Genomic DNA, 16,141 nt, shown 5'->3' on the forward strand with positions numbered 1-16,141 from the left:
GCGGCGAGGCGGTATGTCAGCTTGCGTCCGTTACGTCATGCTCTGTATTCATGATCAGCGAGTGGAGCACGGCGGCCGGCAGGACCTTCAGGGCGCTCAGGGCCGCGCCGACGACGTACGGCCTCATCGCCCTGTGCTGCCTGATCTTCGTACTGGGCCCGGCGTCCGGGATCGTCCCCGGATACGGCTCCGGGTATGCGCTGCTCGACACGGAGCGGGTGTACTTCCGCCACTGGGGGGTGGTCCCGGCGGAGCTGTTCGCCGCCCCCGCGGCACACGCGCTCTCCCCGGTCACCGCCCTGTTCCTGCACGGCAACTGGGTGCATCTGCTGGGCAACATGCTCTTCCTCCTCGTCTTCGGCGTGCTGACCGAGGAGCGGATGGGCCGCGTGGAGTTCACCCTCTTCTACGTCGGCTGCGGCTACCTGGCGCTGCTGGGGTACGCGGCGGCCAACGCCACCTCCGAGCAGTCGCTGGTGGGCGCGTCGGGGGCGATCTCGGCGGTGCTCGGTGCGTTTCTCTTCCTGTTCCCGCGCGCCCGTGTCACCAGTCTCCTGCCGTTCCTGTTCTTCCTGCCGCTGCGGTTCCCGGCGTGGGTCGTACTGCCGTTCTGGGTGGCGTTGCAGTGGGTGGCGGCGGGACGGTCGGTGCAGGGGCCGGGGGTGGCGTACCTGGCGCACCTGGTGGGGTTCGGCGTGGGATTCGGTTACGCGTGGGTGCGGTACGGGGGTCGGCGGGACCGCGAGGGCGGTCTCGGGAGGGCGGCGGCGGGAGACGGGCGGGCTAGAGTGAAAACCGCACCCGCTCCGGCACCCGAGGGAGAGAACCAGCCGTGATCACCGCGATCGTCCTCATCAAGACCAGCGTGGACCGGATCCCCGAGATCGCCGAGCAGATCGCCGCGCTGGAGTCGGTGAGCGAGGTGTTCTCCGTGACCGGCACGTACGACCTGATCGCCATGGTGCGGGTGCGGCGCCACGACGACCTGGCCGAGGTGATCCCCGGCCGGATCAGCAAGATCCCCGGTGTCGAGGGGACCGACACCCACGTGGCGTTCCGTACGTACTCCCAGCACGACCTGGAGGCGGCCTTCGCGATCGGGCTGGACTCCTGACCGCCTGAAAGCCGCCCCGCCCGGTCCTCACACGGCGGGGACGCAGCGGCCGTCCTCGGTGCGGTACGTCCACTTGGCACCCTCGGTCACCAGCTCCCGCACCGCCGTCAGGAAGCGCTCGACGTGCTCGTCGGGGGTGCCCGCGCCGAAGCTCACGCGGATGGCGTTGAGGGACTTCTCGCCGGGGGCGGCCTCGGGGGCGCCGCACTCGCCCTGGGTCTGCGGATCGGTGCCGAGCAGGGTGCGCACCAGCGGGTGGGCGCAGAAGAGGCCGTCGCGGACGCCGATGCCGTACTCGGCGGACAGGGCCGCCGCGAAGTGGGAGCTGTTCCAGCCCTCCACCACGAAGGAGATCACGCCGACCCGCGGGGCGTCGTCCCCGAACAGGGACAACACCCTGACCTGCGGAATCCCGGCGAGGCCCGTGCGGACCCGGTCGATCAGCCGCTGCTCGCGCGCGACCAGGTCCGCCCAGCCGGCCTCGGTGAGCGCCTTGCAGGCCGAGGCGACGGCGTAGGCGCCGATGACGTTCGGGGAGCCCGCCTCGTGCCGGGCGGCACTCTCGTGCCACTCCACGTCCACTCCCCCGTCGGCGCGCCGGGTGACCCTGCGGCTGGCGCCGCCGCCCGCGAGGTACGGCTCGGCGGCCCGCAGCCAGTCGGCGCGGCCGGCCAGCACGCCCGCGCCGAAGGGGGCGTACAGCTTGTGCCCGGACAGGGCGACCCAGTCGACGTCCAGGTCGGCGATGTCCACGGGGTGGTGCGGGGCCAGCTGGGCGGCGTCCAGGACGATCCGGGCGCCGTGTGCGTGCGCGGCGGCGGCCAGCTCGCGCACCGGCCACAGCTCGCCGGTGACGTTGGAGGCGCCGGTGACGCAGACCAGGGCCGGGCCGTACGGGTCGCGGTCGGCCAGGGCCCGCTCCAGGGTCCGCACCGCCTGCTGCGGGGTGCGCGGTGCGTCGAGGTAGGTGACCCGGGAGTCCTGCCAGGGGAGCAGGGAGGCGTGGTGCTCGGTCTCGAAGACGAAGACGCGGCAGTCGGCCGGGAGCGCCCGGGCCAGCAGGTTCAGCGAGTCGGTGGTCGAGCGGGTGAAGACCACCTGGTCGTCGGCCCGGCAGCCGAGGAAGCCGGCGACCGTGCGGCGGGCGTTCTCGAACAGGTCGGTGGAGAGCTGGGAGAGGTAGCCGGCGCCCCGGTGGACGCTGCCGTAGTAGGGCGCGTAGGCGGCGACGTCGTCCCAGACGCGCTGGAGGGCGGGGGCGCTGGCCGCGTAGTCGAGGGCCGCGTAGGTGACTTCGCCGCCCGTGACGAGCGGGACGGTGACATCTCGTCCCAGAACGGGCAGCGGGGAGCAAATCGACGGGTCGGCGACAACGCTGGAGTGAGACATGGGGTGACTCCCGTGAGGACGTACGCCGAAGGGACGTACGGGAAAAAGGTGAAAGGGGTACGCGGAGGCGGGGCTCTGCGGCCCTAGCGCATTCGCTTGCTCACGGAAGGCTCCCTCGTACGACCAGGACCCCTGGGTTCGAGGGGTCCGCGCTTGCCGTAGACCTCGCTGCCTACGACCTGGTCCTCACCCGGGGCACCCCGCCACGGACGGAGGGTTGCCGGACAGTCGGCCGGGGCCTCATGACTGTCACTCATGACCTGCCACGGAAATTACGCGAAGGGGTGATCGCCCCGCAACCCGTGTCCGGATCGCGGGACGATCACCCCCGCGTCTCAGGCGTTGCTGGCCGCCACCCAGCGCTCCAGCGTCCGCTTGGCCGCGCCCGAGTCGATGGACTCGGCCGCCCGGGCCATCTGGGCGCGCAGCTGCTCGGTGAGCGAGGCGTCGGACGGCTCCAGGGCGACCAGGGCCGCCGCCGAGTTCAGCAGCACCGCGTCGCGCACCGCGCCCCGCTCGCCGTCGAGCACCCGGCGGGCCACCTCCGCGTTGTAGGAGGCGTCCGCGCCGCGCAGGGCGTCCACCGGGACGAGGTCGATGCCGACGTCCCGGGGGTCGAAGACCTCCTCGGTGACCTTGCCGTCCCGCACCACCCACACCCGGGAGGTGTCGGTGACCGTCAGCTCGTCCAGGCCGTCGTCGCCCCGGAAGACCAGCGCGGAGTTGCCCCGTTCGGCGAAGACGCCGGCCACCACGGGCGCCATGCGCGGATCGGCGACGCCCACCGCCTGCGCGCGCACCTTGGCCGGGTTGGTCAGCGGGCCGAGCACGTTGAAGGTGGTGCGGATGCCCAACTGCCCGCGCGCGGCGGCCACATGACGCAGCGAGGGGTGGAACTTCACCGCGAAGCAGATGGTGATGCCGGCCTCCTCGGCGACCTCGGCCACCCGCTTCGGGGTCAGCTGGAGGTTGATGCCCAGCTTCTCCAGCACGTCGGAGGAGCCGGAGGCGGAGGAGGCGGCGCGGTTGCCGTGCTTGACGACCTTGGCGCCGGTGCCCGCGACGACGATCGAGGACATGGTGGAGATGTTGACGGTCTTGGCGCCGTCGCCGCCGGTGCCGACGATGTCGACGGCGGGCCCCGGCACCTCGATCACGTTGGCGTGCTCGTACATGGTGCGCACCAGGCCGGAGATCTCCTCCACCGTCTCGCCCTTGGCGCGCAGCGCGACCATGAACCCGGCGATCTGGGCGTCGGTCGCCTCGCCGCGCATGATCAGGTCCATCGCCCAGGCCGTGTCGTCGGCGGACAGGTCCTGGCCGGTCAGCAGGCCGTTCAGCAGGGCGGGCCAGGAGCGGCCCGCCGCGGTGTCGCCTCCAGCGGGGGTCACAGCGATCATCAGCCGCTCCTCGTACACAGTGGTGGTCCTACGTACCCCACCCTATCGAGCCGGGACACGGGGAAGGGCCCCGTCCGCGGTGCGGACGGGGCCCTTCGGTGGCGTGGCGACGCGGGATCAGTGGTGGCCGTGGCCGCTCGTGATCTCCCTGTACTCCTCGACGGACGGCTTCGGGATCTGGTTGTCCTCGCCGTAGTAGGCGTTGGACAGCTTGACCCGGAGTCGCTCCGAGGCCTTCACCTTGCGCTCGACACCGTTCTCGTCGACCGTCGGGCCGATCTCGGCCGGCTGGTACTGGTCGTGCGCGGTGAGCGTGTGCAGCTGCTCCTGGCTGAGCGGCTCGTGCACCTCGATGAACTCACCGTGCGGCAGCCGCTTGATGATGCCGGTCTCGCGACCGTGCAGCACCTTGTCGCGGTCGCGGCGCTGGAGGCCGAGGCAGATCCGCTTGGTGACCAGGAACGCGATGACCGGGCCGACGAAGAAGAAGATCCGGACGAACCAGGTCACGGCGTTGATCGACAGGTGGAAGTGGGTGGCCCACAGGTCGTTGCCACCGCCGACCAGGGTGACCATGTAGATCGTCACCCAGGCGACACCGAACGCGGTACGGGTCGGGGCGTTGCGCGGGCGGTCCAGGATGTGGTGCTCGCGCTTGTCGCCGGTGACCCAGGACTCGATGAACGGGTAGACCGCGATGGCCGCCAGGACCAGCGGGAAGAGCACCAGCGGGATGAACACGCCCAGGACGAGCGTGTGGCCCCAGAAGTTGATCTCCCAGCCCGGCATGAAGCGGATCAGACCCTCGGCGAAGCCCATGTACCAGTCGGGCTGGGCGCCGGTGGAGACCTGGTCCACCCGGTAGGGGCCGATGGCCCAGATCGGGTTGATCTGCGCGACCGCGGCGATGGCCGCGATGACACCGAAGACCAGGAAGAAGAAGCCTCCGGCCTTGGCCATGTAGACCGGCAGCAGCGGCATGCCGACGACGTTGTTGTTCGACTTGCCCGGACCCGCGAACTGCGTGTGCTTGTGGTAGAAGACCAGGATCAGGTGCGCCACCATCAGGCCGAGCATGATGCCCGGCAGCAGCAGGATGTGGATCGAGTAGAACCGGGCGACGAAGTCGTGGCCGGGGAACTGCCCGCCGAAGAGGAAGTACGACAGGTACGTGCCGATGATCGGCACGGACAGGATCGCGCCCTCCATGAAGCGGACACCGGTGCCGGAGAGCAGGTCGTCGGGGAGCGAGTAACCGGTGAAGCCGGTGAACATGCCGAGGACGAACAGCAGGAAGCCGAACAGCCAGTTGATCTCACGCGGCTTGCGGAACGCGCCGGTGAAGAACACGCGCATCATGTGCACGAACATGCCGGCGAGGAAGATCAGCGCGGCCCAGTGGTGGATCTGCCGGATGAGCAGACCACCGCGCACGTCGAAGGAGATGTGCAGGGTCGAGTTGAAGGCCTCCGACATCATCTGCCCCTGGAGCGGGACATAGCTGCCGTGGTAGACGACCTCGTTCATCGACGGGTGGAAGAACAGCGTCAGATAGACACCCGTCAGGATGATGATGATGAAGCTGTACATGCACACTTCGCCCAACATGAACGACCAGTGGTCGGGGAAGATCTTGCGCATGTTGGCCTTGGCCAGGGAGTAGATCCCGAGCCGGCCGTCGGCCCAGTCGGCGATGCGCTCGCCGGCCGGAGCCTTCCCGCGAGAGCGGGCGGTCTCGTTCGCTGCAGTACTCATCCGCGCTCCCAGAATGCAGGACCGACGGGCTCCTCGAAGTCGCCGAGCGCCTGGAGGTAACCCTCACTGTCCACACCGATGCGCAGCTGCGGCAGGGCGTGGCCGGCGGGACCGAAGATCACTCGGGCACCGTCGGAGAGGTCGAAGGTGGACTGGTGGCACGGGCACAGCACGTGGTGCGTCTGCTGCTCGTACAGCGAGATCGGGCAGCCGACGTGGGTGCAGATCTTGGAGAACGCGACGATGCCGTCGTGCGACCAGTTCAGCTCGCGCTTGTCCTTGATGTTGTCCGGCTGGAGCCGGACGATCATCAGAGCCGCCTTGGCCAGCTCCGTCTGGAACTCCTCGTCCGTCTCCTCCAGGCCGTCCGGCTTGGCGAAGGTCAGGGAGCCGACGGCGACGTCCTCGGGACGCAGCGGCTGGTTGGTGTTCATGTTGACCAGACGCTTGCCCTTGGCCCACAGGGTGTGGCGAAGGGACGTGCCGGGCAGCGGACCGAGGTCGCGCAGCAGCATGACACCGGAGAGCGGCACCAGGGCCAGCGCGCCGAACATCGTGTTGCGGATCAGCTTGCGGCGGCCGAGCGCCGACTCCTTGGCGCCCTGGCGGAAGTCCGCGTGGACCTTGGCCCGGACCTCGGGAGCGGCCTCGATCGGGTGACGCTCGTCGGCGACCTCGACGTCGGACATCAGGGTGCGGGCCCAGTGGACCGCGCCCGCGCCGATGCAGAACAGCGCCACGCCCAGGGTCAGGCCCAGCGCGAAGTTCAGCGCGCTGATGTGCCCGATCGGGAAGACGAAGATGTTCTTGTCGTGCGGGATGGTCACGTACGAGACGATGAAGCCGACGGTGGCCAGCATCGACACCGTGAACAGCAGGGCGACGACACGCTCGGACCGCTTGGCGGCCCGCTCGTCGATGTCCTGGATCCGGTGCTCGTGGGGCGGCAGCCCCGGGTCGGCGAACGGGTTCTCCTCGTCCGCGACCCCTACCGCGCCGTGCGCGTGGTCCTGCTCTGCGGGCAGGTTCTCTTCAGGAATGTCTTGGCTACTCATGACTTCTTGGCCTTTGCGGTCCGAGCGGCGACCCAGACGGCGACGGCGATCAGCGCGCCGAGACCGAAGATCCAGGCGAACAGGCCCTCACTGACCGGCCCGAGGCCGCCCAGCTCCAGACCGCCCGGGTTCGTCGTCTCGCTGCTGTCGACCGCGTGCAGGTACGCGATGATGTCCTTCTTGTTCTTCGAGGACAGCGTCGTGTCCGGGAAGGACGGCATGTTCTGCGGGCCCGTCTGCATGGCCTCGTAGATGTGCTTCGGGTCGACGCCCTCCAGCGTGGGCGCGAACTTGCCCTTGGTCAGGGCACCGCCCTTGCCGGTGAAGTTGTGGCACTGCGCGCAGTTGGTGCGGAACAGCTCGCCACCCTTGGCGATGTCCGCGCCGGCCGGACCGTACTGCTGCTTGGTCGGCACGACCGGACCGGCGCCCAGCGACGCGATGTACGCGGCGAGCTGGTCGATCTGAGTCTGCGTGTACACAGGCTTCTTGCGCGGGACCTGGGCGCCCTGCGAGGTCGCGGCCGGCATACGGCCGGTGCCGACCTGGAAGTCGACGGCCGCGGAGCCCACGCCGACCAGGCTCGGCCCGTCGGAGGAGCCCTGCCCACCGGTGCCGTGGCAGCTGGCGCAGCCGACCTCGTAGAGCTTCCTACCCTCCTTGATGGTCAGGGACTGGGAGGTTTCATCGGCCTGCGCCTTGCCCGCGGGCGCGAACGCGGCGTACAGCCCCCCAGTGGCCGCCAGCGCGAGGAGTAGGACGACGACCGCCGCCAGCGGATGGCGTCGTCGTGCGGAGAGCTTTTTCACGGATTACCCCGGTGTCAGGATCTTCTGCGTCGGTGCTTCTGGACTTAGCGGGAGCGGTCCCGGCTACTTGATCAAATAGATCGTGGCGAAGAGGCCGATCCAGACGACATCGACGAAGTGCCAGTAGTAGGACACGACGATGGCGGCGGTCGCCTGCTCGTGGGTGAACCTCTTGGCCATGTAGGTGCGGCCGAGGACCAGCAGGAAGGCGATGAGACCGCCCGTCACGTGCAGGCCGTGGAAGCCGGTGGTCAGGTAGAACACCGAGCCGTACGGGTCGGAGGAGAGCGAGAGGCCCTCTTCCTTCACCAGGCTCGTGTACTCGTAGATCTGACCGCCGATGAAGATCGCACCCATGATGAAGGTGAGGATGAACCAGCCACGGAGCTTCTTCACGTCGCCGCGCTCGGCAGCGAAGACGCCGAGCTGGCAGGTGAGGGACGAGAGCACCAGGATCGTGGTGTTCGTCGCGGAGAAAGGCACATTGAGCGCTGAGGCCATGTGCTTCCAGTGAGCCGGTCCGGTCACCGACCGGAGGGTGAAGTACATCGCGAAGAGGGCCGCGAAGAACATCAGCTCGGAACTCAGCCAGATGATGGTTCCGACGCTGGTGAGGTTCGGCCGGTTGACCGACGGGTGCGCGTGCCCGGTTTCTACTGTCGTTGCTGTCGCCACGACCGACATTATGTCGGTCGCTTATCTCGCCCTCACTCCGGGGGGTGCCGTTCGGAGTGTTGCAGCCCTGCGAACCGGTGTTGACGTGGTGTTCATGGGAGTAACATCCGCCCAAACGGCCCCGTCCGTCCTGTCCGTCCAGTCCGTACGACGCCGACGATCCGGAGGAACAATGCAGCCGACCGCCACCGTGCTGGTCTACAGCGACGACTCCAACACCCGTGAGCAGGTACGGCTGGCCGCAGGGCGCCGGCCCGCCCCGGACGTGCCCCAGGTGGAGTTCGTGGAGTGCGCGACACCCGCGGCGGTGCTGCGGGAGCTGGACCGTGGGGGCATCGACGTGTGCGTGCTCGACGGCGAGGCCGTGCCCATGGGGGGCATGGGGATGTGCCGGCAGATCAAGGACGAGGTGTTCCGCTGCCCGCCCGTGCTGCTGCTCATCGGCCGCCCCCAGGACGCCTGGCTGGCCACGTGGAGCCGGGCCGACGCCGCGGTGACGCTGCCGGTGGACCCGGTGGAGTTCGCCGCCTCGCTGGCCGCCGTGCTGCGCCGCAGGAGCCTGGCGAGCGCCTAGCGGCCCGGGGCGCGGGGTTCTGGGGCGGCCGCCGGCGGGCGGCCCGTCGCAGGGTTCCCCGCGCCCCTCCAGGGCGCTGCTCACACGGCTGCCGGCTGGAGGCGGACCGTGTCCGGCGCGGTCTGGCCGCCGTTGGGCAGGCCGTTGAGGGCGGAGCCCGTACGCCACTTCTTCCAGTCGACGTTCCAGTCGCCGAACCCGTTGCCGAAGGGTTCCATCGCCTGGCCGTTGGAGTTGACGACCTTCACCACGTCGCCCTCGTGGACGGTCTCGAAGAACCAGCGGGCGTTGGCCGTGCTCATCCCGGTGCAGCCGTGGCTGACGTTGGCGTAGCCCTGCGAGCCCACCGACCAGGGCGCCGCGTGCACGTATTCGCCGGACCAGGTCACCCGGGTGGCGTAGTAGACCGGCAGGTCGTACGAGTCCCGGCTGCCCTCGGCGATGCCGACGGTGATCCCGCGCATGCGTACGAAGTACTGCTTCTCCAGGACCACCTTGACGCCGTTGCGGGTCTCGTAGCCCGGCTTGCCGGTGGTGACCGGAATGGAATTGATCACGGCGCCGTCCTTGTACACCGTCATCTCGTGCGCCGCGGCGTCCGTGACGGCCTCGACGCGGTCGCCCGTGGTGAGCTTGAGCGCCTTCGTCCTGTCGCCCCGCAGCCGGTCGCTGATCTTGACGCCGTCCAGGTTGCTGTGCACCTGGATCGTCGCGTGGGCCGGCCAGTAGTCCTTGGGGCGGTAGTGGAGTTCCTTGCCGCTCACCCAGTACCAGGAGCCGGTCACGGCGGGCACGGAGTCCACCCGCAGGCCGCGCTCCACGACGGCCCGCTGGGCCTTGTCGTCGACCGCCTGGCTGAGTTGGGCGGTGATGACCTGTCCGACGCCGTACTCGCCCGCGTCGGGCCCGAAGGTGACGCCCAGCCGCTTCTGGTCGGTGGGCTTGGTGGTATCGAAGGCGAGGACCTTGCGGCCGGGTGCCCCCTCGTCGTCCTCGGTGCTCACGGTGACCGTGTAATGGGCGCTCGCGGCCAGCGGGGAGGTGCTGTGCCAGCGGCTGCCGTCGGCGGTGAGTTCGCCCGCCACGTAGCGGCCTGTGGAGTCCTGGGCGGTGACGTCGGTGATGCGCCCCTCGTCCTTGACCGTGACCTCAAGGGGCTTGTCGGGGTCGGCCCGCTTGCCCACGTCGGTGGGGGCGTTGAAGGAGATCAGGCCCGCCGCGTCATACGGCTTGGCCGACAGGGGGTCGCCGTCCGAACCGCAGGCGCTGGTGCCCGCGCCCAGGGCGGTCACCAGCACAGCGCAGCTGACGACGGTACGGGTCCGCGGAGAGTAATTCATACGATCACGCTATGAGATGAACCCATTACTGGCGCGGCACGTAACCCATACGAGGGACGACACACCGGCAGACGACCGTCTCGCCGCGCGGATCGCGAAAACACCCTGAAAAACACCGGAACGCGGAAAGCCGGGAGCCCGGACTCTCCTGACGGAGGGTCCGGGCTCCCGGTGGTGCTTTTCGTCCTGCTTACTGGGTGCGGTTCTCACCGTGGTAGTACTCGAACACCCAGCCGAACAGACCGATCACGATGAACGGCGCGGAGAAGTAGATCAGCCACCAGCCGACCGCGATGCTGAGGAAGGCGATCGCACCGCCGAAGCCCAGCATGAGCGGCTGCCAGCTGTGCGGGCTGAAGAAGCCCAGCTCGCCCGCGTCGTCCGCGACGTCGGCCTCCTTGTCGTCCTGCGCACCGGCGTCCACCCGGCGGGCGGTGAAGCCCAGGTAGAAGCCGATCATGATCGACAGGCCGAAGGCCAGGAAGAGCGCCGTGGTACCGGCCGGCTCCTTCGACCACACGCCGTACACGACGGCCATGATCAGGATGAAGAAGCTCAGCCAGATGAACATCCGGCCCTGGATCTTCACTTGCCGGCCTCCTTGCTGCTGCCCGCGACGGCGGTCGCGTGACCGGCGTGCTCAAGCTGCTCGAGCGCGGCGATCTCGGGGTGGTGCAGGTCGAACGCCGGGGATTCGCTGCGGATCCGCGGCAGGGTGGTGAAGTTGTGCCGCGGCGGCGGGCAGGAGGTCGCCCACTCCAGGGAGCGGCCGTAGCCCCACGGGTCGTCCACCTCGACCTTCTTGCCGTACTTGGCGGTCTTCCAGACGTTGTAGAGGAACGGCAGGAAGGAGAGGCCGAGAACGAACGAACCGATGGTGGACACCGTGTTCAGCGCGGTGAAGCCGTCGGCCGCCAGGTAGTCGGCGTAACGACGCGGCATGCCCTCGGCACCCAGCCAGTGCTGCACCAGGAAGGTGGTGTGGAAGCCGATGAACAGCGTCCAGAAGGTGATCTTGCCGAGGCGCTCGTCCAGCATCTTGCCGGTGAACTTCGGCCACCAGAAGTGGAAGCCGGCGAACATGGCGAAGACGACCGTACCGAAGACCACGTAGTGGAAGTGGGCCACCACGAAGTACGAGTCGGAGATGTGGAAGTCCATGGGCGGCGAGGCCAGGATGACACCGGTCAGACCACCGAACGTGAAGGTGATCAGGAAGCCGGTCGCCCAGAGCATCGGCGTCTCGAAGGACAGTGAGCCCTTCCACATGGTGCCGATCCAGTTGAAGAACTTCACACCGGTCGGTACCGCGATCAGGAAGGTCATGAAGGAGAAGAACGGCAGCAGCACACCGCCGGTGACGTACATGTGGTGCGCCCACACCGTCACGGACAGACCGGCGATCGCGATGGTCGCGGCGATCAGGCCCATGTAACCGAACATCGGCTTGCGGGAGAAGACCGGAATGATCTCCGAGATGATGCCGAAGAACGGCAGGGCGATGATGTACACCTCTGGGTGGCCGAAGAACCAGAAGAGGTGTTGCCAGAGCAATGCGCCGCCATTGGCCGCGTCGAACACATGCGCACCGAATTTGCGGTCCGCCTCCAGGGCGAACAGCGCGGCGGCCAGCACCGGGAAGGCCAGCAGGACGAGCACACCGGTCAGCAGCACGTTCCACACGAAGATCGGCATGCGGAACATCGTCATGCCCGGAGCGCGCATGCAGATGATCGTGGTGATGAAGTTGACCGAGCCGAGGATGGTGCCGAAGCCGGACATGGCCAGACCCATGATCCACATGTCGGCGCCGGCGCCCGGCGAGCGGACCGCGTCCGACAGCGGGGAGTAGGCGAACCAGCCGAAGTCGGCCGCGCCCTCGGGGGTGAGGAAGCCACCCACCGCGATGAGCGAGCCGAACAGGTACAGCCAGTAGGCGAACATGTTCAGCCGCGGGAACGCGACGTCCGGCGCGCCGATCTGCAGCGGCATGATCCAGTTCGCGAAGCCCGCGAACAGCGGCGTCGCGAACATCAGCAGCATGATCGTGCCGTGCATCGTGAACGCCTGGTTGAACTGCTCGTTCGACATGATCTGCAGGCCCGGACGGGCCAGCTCGGCGCGCATGAGCAGCGCCATCACGCCGCCGATCAGGAAGAACGCGAACGACGTGACGAGGTACATCGTCCCGATCGTCTTGTGGTCGGTGGTCGTCAGCCACTTCACCACGGCATTGCCGGGCTGCTTACGCCGAACCGGCAGCTCGTCCACGTACGAGCCTTCAGCGGCCGCGGCACCCTGGGGTTCGTTGAGGATGCTCACAGGTTGTTCGTCTCCCGGTTCTTCTCGTGGCTCGTCTGCGCGATGCCGGCGGGAATGTAACCGGTCTGCCCCTTCTTGGCGAGGTCCTTGAGGTGCTGCTCGTACGCCGCCGGGGAGACGACCTTCACGTTGAACAGCATCCGCGAGTGGTCGACGCCGCAGAGCTCGGCGCACTTGCCGAGGAAGGTGCCCTCCTTGTTGGGGGTCACCTGGAAGGCGTTGGTGTGGCCCGGGATGACGTCCTGCTTCATCAGGAACGGCACCACCCAGAAGGAGTGGATGACGTCACGCGAGGTCAGAACGAAGCGGACCGTCTTGCCCTTGGGGAGCCAGAGCGTCGGACCAGGGTTACCGGTCTGCGGGTTGCGCGTACCCGGGGTGCCGACGTCGTAGACGCCGCCGGCGTTCGCCGGGAAGGCGGCCTTGAACCGGTCCGGAATCGCGGACAGGTTGGTGTCCGTCTTGGCGTCGCCGGAGACTCCGGGGACGTTCTCGATGTAGTTGAAGCCCCAGCTCCACTGGAAGCCGACCACGTTGACCGTGACGTCGGGCTTCTTGTCGAGGCTCATGAGCTTCGTCTCGTCCCGGGCCGTGAAGTAGAACAGCACCGAGATGATGATGATCGGGACCACCGTGTACAGGGCCTCGATCGGCATGTTGTACCGGGTCTGCGGAGGTACCTCGACCTTGGTGCGGCTGCGCCGGTGGAACATGGCGCTCCACAGGATCAGGCCCCACACCAGCACGCCGACGGCGAGCGCGGCAGCCCAGGAACCCTGCCACAGGGAGAGGATCCGCGGAGCCTCTTCCGTGGTCGGGGTGGGCATGCCAAGGCGGGGGAAGTCCTTGTATGTGCAACCGGTTGCGGTCGCCAGGACCAGGCCCGCGGTCAGTGCCTGCAGCAGCTTCCGCCGCATCGGGCGCCGCGGCGAGCGGTCGGAGCCGTTGGGACTCACGTAGCGCCTTCCCGAGAGTCTCGCCCGCGCGGTCGGCTGCGGCCTTCTCGCTGGTCGGTCGCCGCCCTGCGTCGGGCAGGGGTTTGGATGTTTATGCGGACCAAACCCTAGCCGACGCCCTCCGGGGGTTCGCGGGGAGGGGGGCATACGCGTTGCCTGTCACTCGGTTGGGGTGGGAACGGGCGCCTATTAGCTCGGGTTGTGGCGTTTTGGGGGCGGTCACGGGTGACTCTTCGCTGGTCGCGCCCACCCCCCGCGACCTCGGACGGAAGGGCCCCGCCCCCGTGTCCCGCGCCGCCGGGGGTTCTACCGTTGACCTGTGCCCTACTTCGACGCCGCATCGGCCGCACCTCTCCATCCGGTAGCCCGCCAGGCCCTGTTGGCCTCCCTGGACGACGGGTGGGCCGATCCCGCGCGGCTGTACCGGGAGGGGCGCAAGGCGCGGATGCTGCTGGACGCGGCGCGGGAGGCGGCGGCCGAGGCGGTCGGGTGCCGGGCGGACGAGCTGGTGTTCACACCGTCGGGGACCCGTGCCGTACATACGGGCGTCGCGGGGGCGTTGGCCGGAAGGCGCCGGGTCGGACGCCACCTGATCGTGTCAGCGGTCGAACACTCCTCTGTCCTCCATTCGGCGGAGGTGTTCGAGGCCGAGGGGGGCGAGGTGACACGGGTGCCGGTGGACCGGACGGGCGCGGTGGCCCCCGCGGGTTACGAGGCCGCCCTGCGCGCGGACACCGCGCTGGCCGTGCTCCAGTCGGCCAACCACGAGGTCGGCACCGTGCAGCCGGTGGCCGAGGTGGCGGAGGTGTGCCGGACGGCCGGGGTGCCGCTGCTGGTGGACGCGGCCCAGTCGCTGGGCTGGGGGCCGGTCGAGGGCGGCTGGTCGCTGCTCGCCGCCAGCGCGCACAAGTGGGGCGGGCCCTCGGGGGTCGGGCTGCTCGTCGTGCGCAAGGGGGTCCGGTTCGCGCCCCAAGGGCCTGCGGACGAGCGGGAGTCGGGGCGGGCACCGGGCTTCGAGAACATTCCGGCCGTCGTGGCGGCCGTGGCGTCCCTGCGCGCGGTGCGGGCCGAGGCGGCCCAGGAGGCGTCGCGGCTGCGGGAGCTGACGGAGCGGATCAGGACACGGGTGCCGCGGCTGGTGCCGGACGTGGAGGTGGTGGGCGATCCGCGGCGGCGGCTGCCGGGCATCGTCACCTTCTCGTGTCTCTATGTCGACGGAGAGACCCTGCTGCACGAGCTGGACCGGGAGGGCTTCGCGGTGTCCTCCGGCTCCTCGTGCACCAGCAGCACGCTGACGCCCAGCCATGTGCTGAAGGCGATGGGCGTGCTCAGCGAGGGCAATGTGCGCGTGTCGCTGCCGCCGGGCACGGCCGGGCAGGACGTGGAACGGTTCCTTGACGTGCTGCCGGGCGTGGTGGCGGGGGTGCGGGAGAAGCTGGGGGCGCCCTCCGCCGCGGTGGTCGCCGAGGAGGACGTCCTGGTGGTGGACGCCCTCGGCAGGCGCTGCCCCATCCCGGTCATCGAACTGGCGAAGGCGTTTCCCGGGGTGCCGGTGGGCGGCACCGTCCGCGTCCTCTCGGACGACGAGGCGGCCCGCCTGGACATTCCGGCGTGGTGCGAGATGCGGGGCCAGGAGTACCTGGGCGAGGAGCCGGCGGACGGCGGTACGGCGTACCTGGTGCGCCGGCTCGGCTGAGGCGTCCGGGCCGCCGGCGCGGCGGGCCCGGGCGCTCCTGGGCCGGCGGGGCCGTCAGCGCAGGTGGGACCGGACCTCCTCGGCCGCCTCGTCCCCGTACGCCTTGGTGAACCGCTCCATGAAGTGCGCGCGCCGCAGCTGGTACTCCTGCGTGCCCACGGTCTCGATGACCAGGGTCGCCAGCATGCAGCCCACCTGCGCGGCCCGCTCCAGCGAGACGCCCCAGGCCAGGCCGGACAGGAAGCCCGCGCGGAAGGCGTCGCCGACGCCGGTGGGGTCGGCCTTGCGCTCCTCCTCCGGGCAGCCGACCTCGATCGGGTCCTCGCCGACCCGCTCGATCCGCACGCCCCGCGACCCGAGCGTGGTGACGCGGTGGCCGACCCTGGCGAGGATCTCCTCGTCGGTCAGACCGGTCTTGGTCTGGATGAGGCCCTTCTCGTACTCGTTGGAGAACAGGTACGTCGCGCCGTCCAGCAGTATCCGGATCTCCTCGCCCTCCATGCGGGCGATCTGCTGGGAGAAGTCGGCCGCGAACGGGATCGAGCGGGAGCGGCACTCCTCGGTGTGGCGGAGCATCGCCTCCGGGTCGTCCGCGCCGATCAGCACCAGGTCGAGGCCGCCCACCCGGTCGGCGACCGTCTTCAGCTCGATCAGCCGGGCCTCGCTCATGGCGCCGGTGTAGAAGGAGCCGATCTGGTTGTGGTCGGCGTCGGTGGTGCACACGAAGCGGGCGGTGTGCAGGGTGTCGGAGATCCGGACGGACTCGGTGTCGACGCCGTGCCGGTCGAGCCAGGCCCGGTACTCGTCGAAGTCGAAGCCGGCCGCGCCGGCCAGGATCGGCCGGGTGCCGAGCTGGCCCATGCCGAAGGCGATGTTCGCGGCGACGCCGCCGCGGCGCACGTCGAGGTTGTCGACGAGGAAGGAGAGCGAAACCGTGTGCAGCTGGTCCGCGACGAGCTGGTCGGCGAACCGACCCGGGAAGGTCATGAGGTGGTCGGTGGCGATGGAGCCGGTGACTGCGATGCGCACGACGGGGAATCTCCTGCGGACTGAGAC

At 69.2% G+C, this 16,141-nt stretch carries 15 protein-coding genes and 1 riboswitch; of the genes, 4 read left to right on the forward strand and 11 right to left on the reverse strand.

What is annotated here, in order from left to right; all coding sequences use genetic code 11:
- Positions 1-50 precede the first annotated feature (50 nt).
- Positions 51-836 carry a rhomboid family intramembrane serine protease gene (locus BLW85_RS12615; RefSeq protein WP_070028635.1) on the forward strand — a complete coding sequence of 262 codons (786 nt, stop codon included), beginning with the start codon at positions 51-53 and terminating at the stop codon, positions 834-836.
- Positions 833-1,114 carry an Lrp/AsnC family transcriptional regulator gene (locus tag BLW85_RS12620; protein ID WP_070028636.1) on the forward strand — a complete coding sequence of 94 codons (282 nt, stop codon included), beginning with the start codon at positions 833-835 and terminating at the stop codon, positions 1,112-1,114. Before BLW85_RS12615 ends, BLW85_RS12620 begins: the two co-directional genes overlap by 4 nt.
- 27 nt (positions 1,115-1,141) lie before the next feature.
- Here the strand turns inward: BLW85_RS12620 and BLW85_RS12625 are convergent, their stop codons facing one another.
- The 6 genes from BLW85_RS12625 to ctaE all read right to left on the reverse strand — a co-directional run bounded on the left by BLW85_RS12625 (position 1,142) and on the right by ctaE (position 8,206).
- Positions 1,142-2,503 (reverse strand): aminotransferase class V-fold PLP-dependent enzyme, encoded by a 1,362-nt coding sequence (locus tag BLW85_RS12625; RefSeq protein WP_070028637.1) that lies wholly within the window; start codon positions 2,501-2,503, stop codon positions 1,142-1,144.
- A 144-nt stretch (positions 2,504-2,647) separates the two neighbouring features.
- A riboswitch (SAM riboswitch) is annotated at positions 2,648-2,764 on the reverse strand.
- A gap of 74 nt (positions 2,765-2,838) precedes the next feature.
- Positions 2,839-3,903: an anthranilate phosphoribosyltransferase gene (gene trpD, locus BLW85_RS12630; protein WP_070028719.1), complete on the reverse strand. Its 1,065-nt coding sequence runs from the start codon at positions 3,901-3,903 to the stop codon at positions 2,839-2,841.
- Between the two features lie 117 nt (positions 3,904-4,020).
- A complete protein-coding gene (qcrB, locus tag BLW85_RS12635; protein WP_074992088.1) occupies positions 4,021-5,658 on the reverse strand; it encodes a cytochrome bc1 complex cytochrome b subunit in 1,638 nt (545 codons plus the stop codon).
- Positions 5,655-6,713: a cytochrome bc1 complex Rieske iron-sulfur subunit gene (qcrA, locus tag BLW85_RS12640; protein ID WP_070028639.1), complete on the reverse strand. Its 1,059-nt coding sequence runs from the start codon at positions 6,711-6,713 to the stop codon at positions 5,655-5,657. The genes qcrB and qcrA overlap by 4 nt, the downstream gene beginning before the upstream one ends.
- Complete coding sequence (qcrC, locus tag BLW85_RS12645) at positions 6,710-7,522, reverse strand: cytochrome bc1 complex diheme cytochrome c subunit (RefSeq protein WP_070028640.1); 813 nt, start codon at positions 7,520-7,522, stop codon at positions 6,710-6,712. Before qcrC ends, qcrA begins: the two co-directional genes overlap by 4 nt.
- Positions 7,523-7,585: 63 nt before the next feature.
- Positions 7,586-8,206, reverse strand: a complete 621-nt coding sequence (gene ctaE, locus BLW85_RS12650; RefSeq protein ID WP_070028641.1) for an aa3-type cytochrome oxidase subunit III — start codon at positions 8,204-8,206, stop codon at positions 7,586-7,588.
- Positions 8,207-8,369: 163 nt separating this feature from the next.
- Between ctaE and BLW85_RS12655 the strand changes: the two genes are divergently transcribed.
- Complete coding sequence (locus tag BLW85_RS12655) at positions 8,370-8,771, forward strand: response regulator (RefSeq protein ID WP_074992089.1); 402 nt, start codon at positions 8,370-8,372, stop codon at positions 8,769-8,771.
- Positions 8,772-8,851: 80 nt separating this feature from the next.
- On the opposite strand, the gene BLW85_RS12660 is transcribed toward BLW85_RS12655, so the two are convergent.
- The 4 genes from BLW85_RS12660 to ctaC form a co-directional block, all read right to left on the reverse strand.
- Positions 8,852-10,111, reverse strand: a complete 1,260-nt coding sequence (locus BLW85_RS12660; RefSeq protein WP_070028643.1) for a L,D-transpeptidase — start codon at positions 10,109-10,111, stop codon at positions 8,852-8,854.
- 190 nt (positions 10,112-10,301) lie between these two features.
- Positions 10,302-10,700: a cytochrome c oxidase subunit 4 gene (locus BLW85_RS12665; RefSeq protein WP_046421283.1), complete on the reverse strand. Its 399-nt coding sequence runs from the start codon at positions 10,698-10,700 to the stop codon at positions 10,302-10,304.
- Positions 10,697-12,433: an aa3-type cytochrome oxidase subunit I gene (ctaD, locus tag BLW85_RS12670; RefSeq protein WP_070028644.1), complete on the reverse strand. Its 1,737-nt coding sequence runs from the start codon at positions 12,431-12,433 to the stop codon at positions 10,697-10,699. Before ctaD ends, BLW85_RS12665 begins: the two co-directional genes overlap by 4 nt.
- Complete coding sequence (ctaC, locus tag BLW85_RS12675) at positions 12,430-13,389, reverse strand: aa3-type cytochrome oxidase subunit II (protein ID WP_070028645.1); 960 nt, start codon at positions 13,387-13,389, stop codon at positions 12,430-12,432. The genes ctaD and ctaC overlap by 4 nt, the downstream gene beginning before the upstream one ends.
- Before the next feature lie 319 nt (positions 13,390-13,708).
- On the opposite strand from ctaC, the gene BLW85_RS12680 reads away from it, so the two are divergent.
- Complete coding sequence (locus tag BLW85_RS12680) at positions 13,709-15,085, forward strand: cysteine desulfurase/sulfurtransferase TusA family protein (protein WP_074992090.1); 1,377 nt, start codon at positions 13,709-13,711, stop codon at positions 15,083-15,085.
- 54 nt (positions 15,086-15,139) lie between these two features.
- On the opposite strand, the gene BLW85_RS12685 is transcribed toward BLW85_RS12680, so the two are convergent.
- Positions 15,140-16,114 (reverse strand): carbohydrate kinase family protein, encoded by a 975-nt coding sequence (locus BLW85_RS12685; RefSeq protein ID WP_074992091.1) that lies wholly within the window; start codon positions 16,112-16,114, stop codon positions 15,140-15,142.
- Between the last annotated feature and the right edge of the window lie 27 nt (positions 16,115-16,141).

Source organism: Streptomyces misionensis, from assembly GCF_900104815.1.
In the GTDB taxonomy this organism is placed as follows: domain Bacteria; phylum Actinomycetota; class Actinomycetes; order Streptomycetales; family Streptomycetaceae; genus Streptomyces; species Streptomyces misionensis.

What these genes read in the sequence shown, in the direction of transcription:
- ctaE (WP_070028641.1), bottom strand. Translation starts at nt 8,206, where the DNA reads ATGTCGGTCGTGGCGACAGCAACGACAGTAGAAACCGGGCACGCGCAC.
- BLW85_RS12660 (WP_070028643.1), bottom strand. Translation starts at nt 10,111, where the DNA reads ATGAATTACTCTCCGCGGACCCGTACCGTCGTCAGCTGCGCTGTGCTG.
- BLW85_RS12615 (WP_070028635.1), top strand. Translation starts at nt 51, where the DNA reads ATGATCAGCGAGTGGAGCACGGCGGCCGGCAGGACCTTCAGGGCGCTC.
- qcrB (WP_074992088.1), bottom strand. Translation starts at nt 5,658, where the DNA reads ATGAGTACTGCAGCGAACGAGACCGCCCGCTCTCGCGGGAAGGCTCCG.
- BLW85_RS12655 (WP_074992089.1), top strand. Translation starts at nt 8,370, where the DNA reads ATGCAGCCGACCGCCACCGTGCTGGTCTACAGCGACGACTCCAACACC.
- BLW85_RS12625 (WP_070028637.1), bottom strand. Translation starts at nt 2,503, where the DNA reads ATGTCTCACTCCAGCGTTGTCGCCGACCCGTCGATTTGCTCCCCGCTG.
- qcrA (WP_070028639.1), bottom strand. Translation starts at nt 6,713, where the DNA reads ATGAGTAGCCAAGACATTCCTGAAGAGAACCTGCCCGCAGAGCAGGAC.
- trpD (WP_070028719.1), bottom strand. Translation starts at nt 3,903, where the DNA reads ATGATCGCTGTGACCCCCGCTGGAGGCGACACCGCGGCGGGCCGCTCC.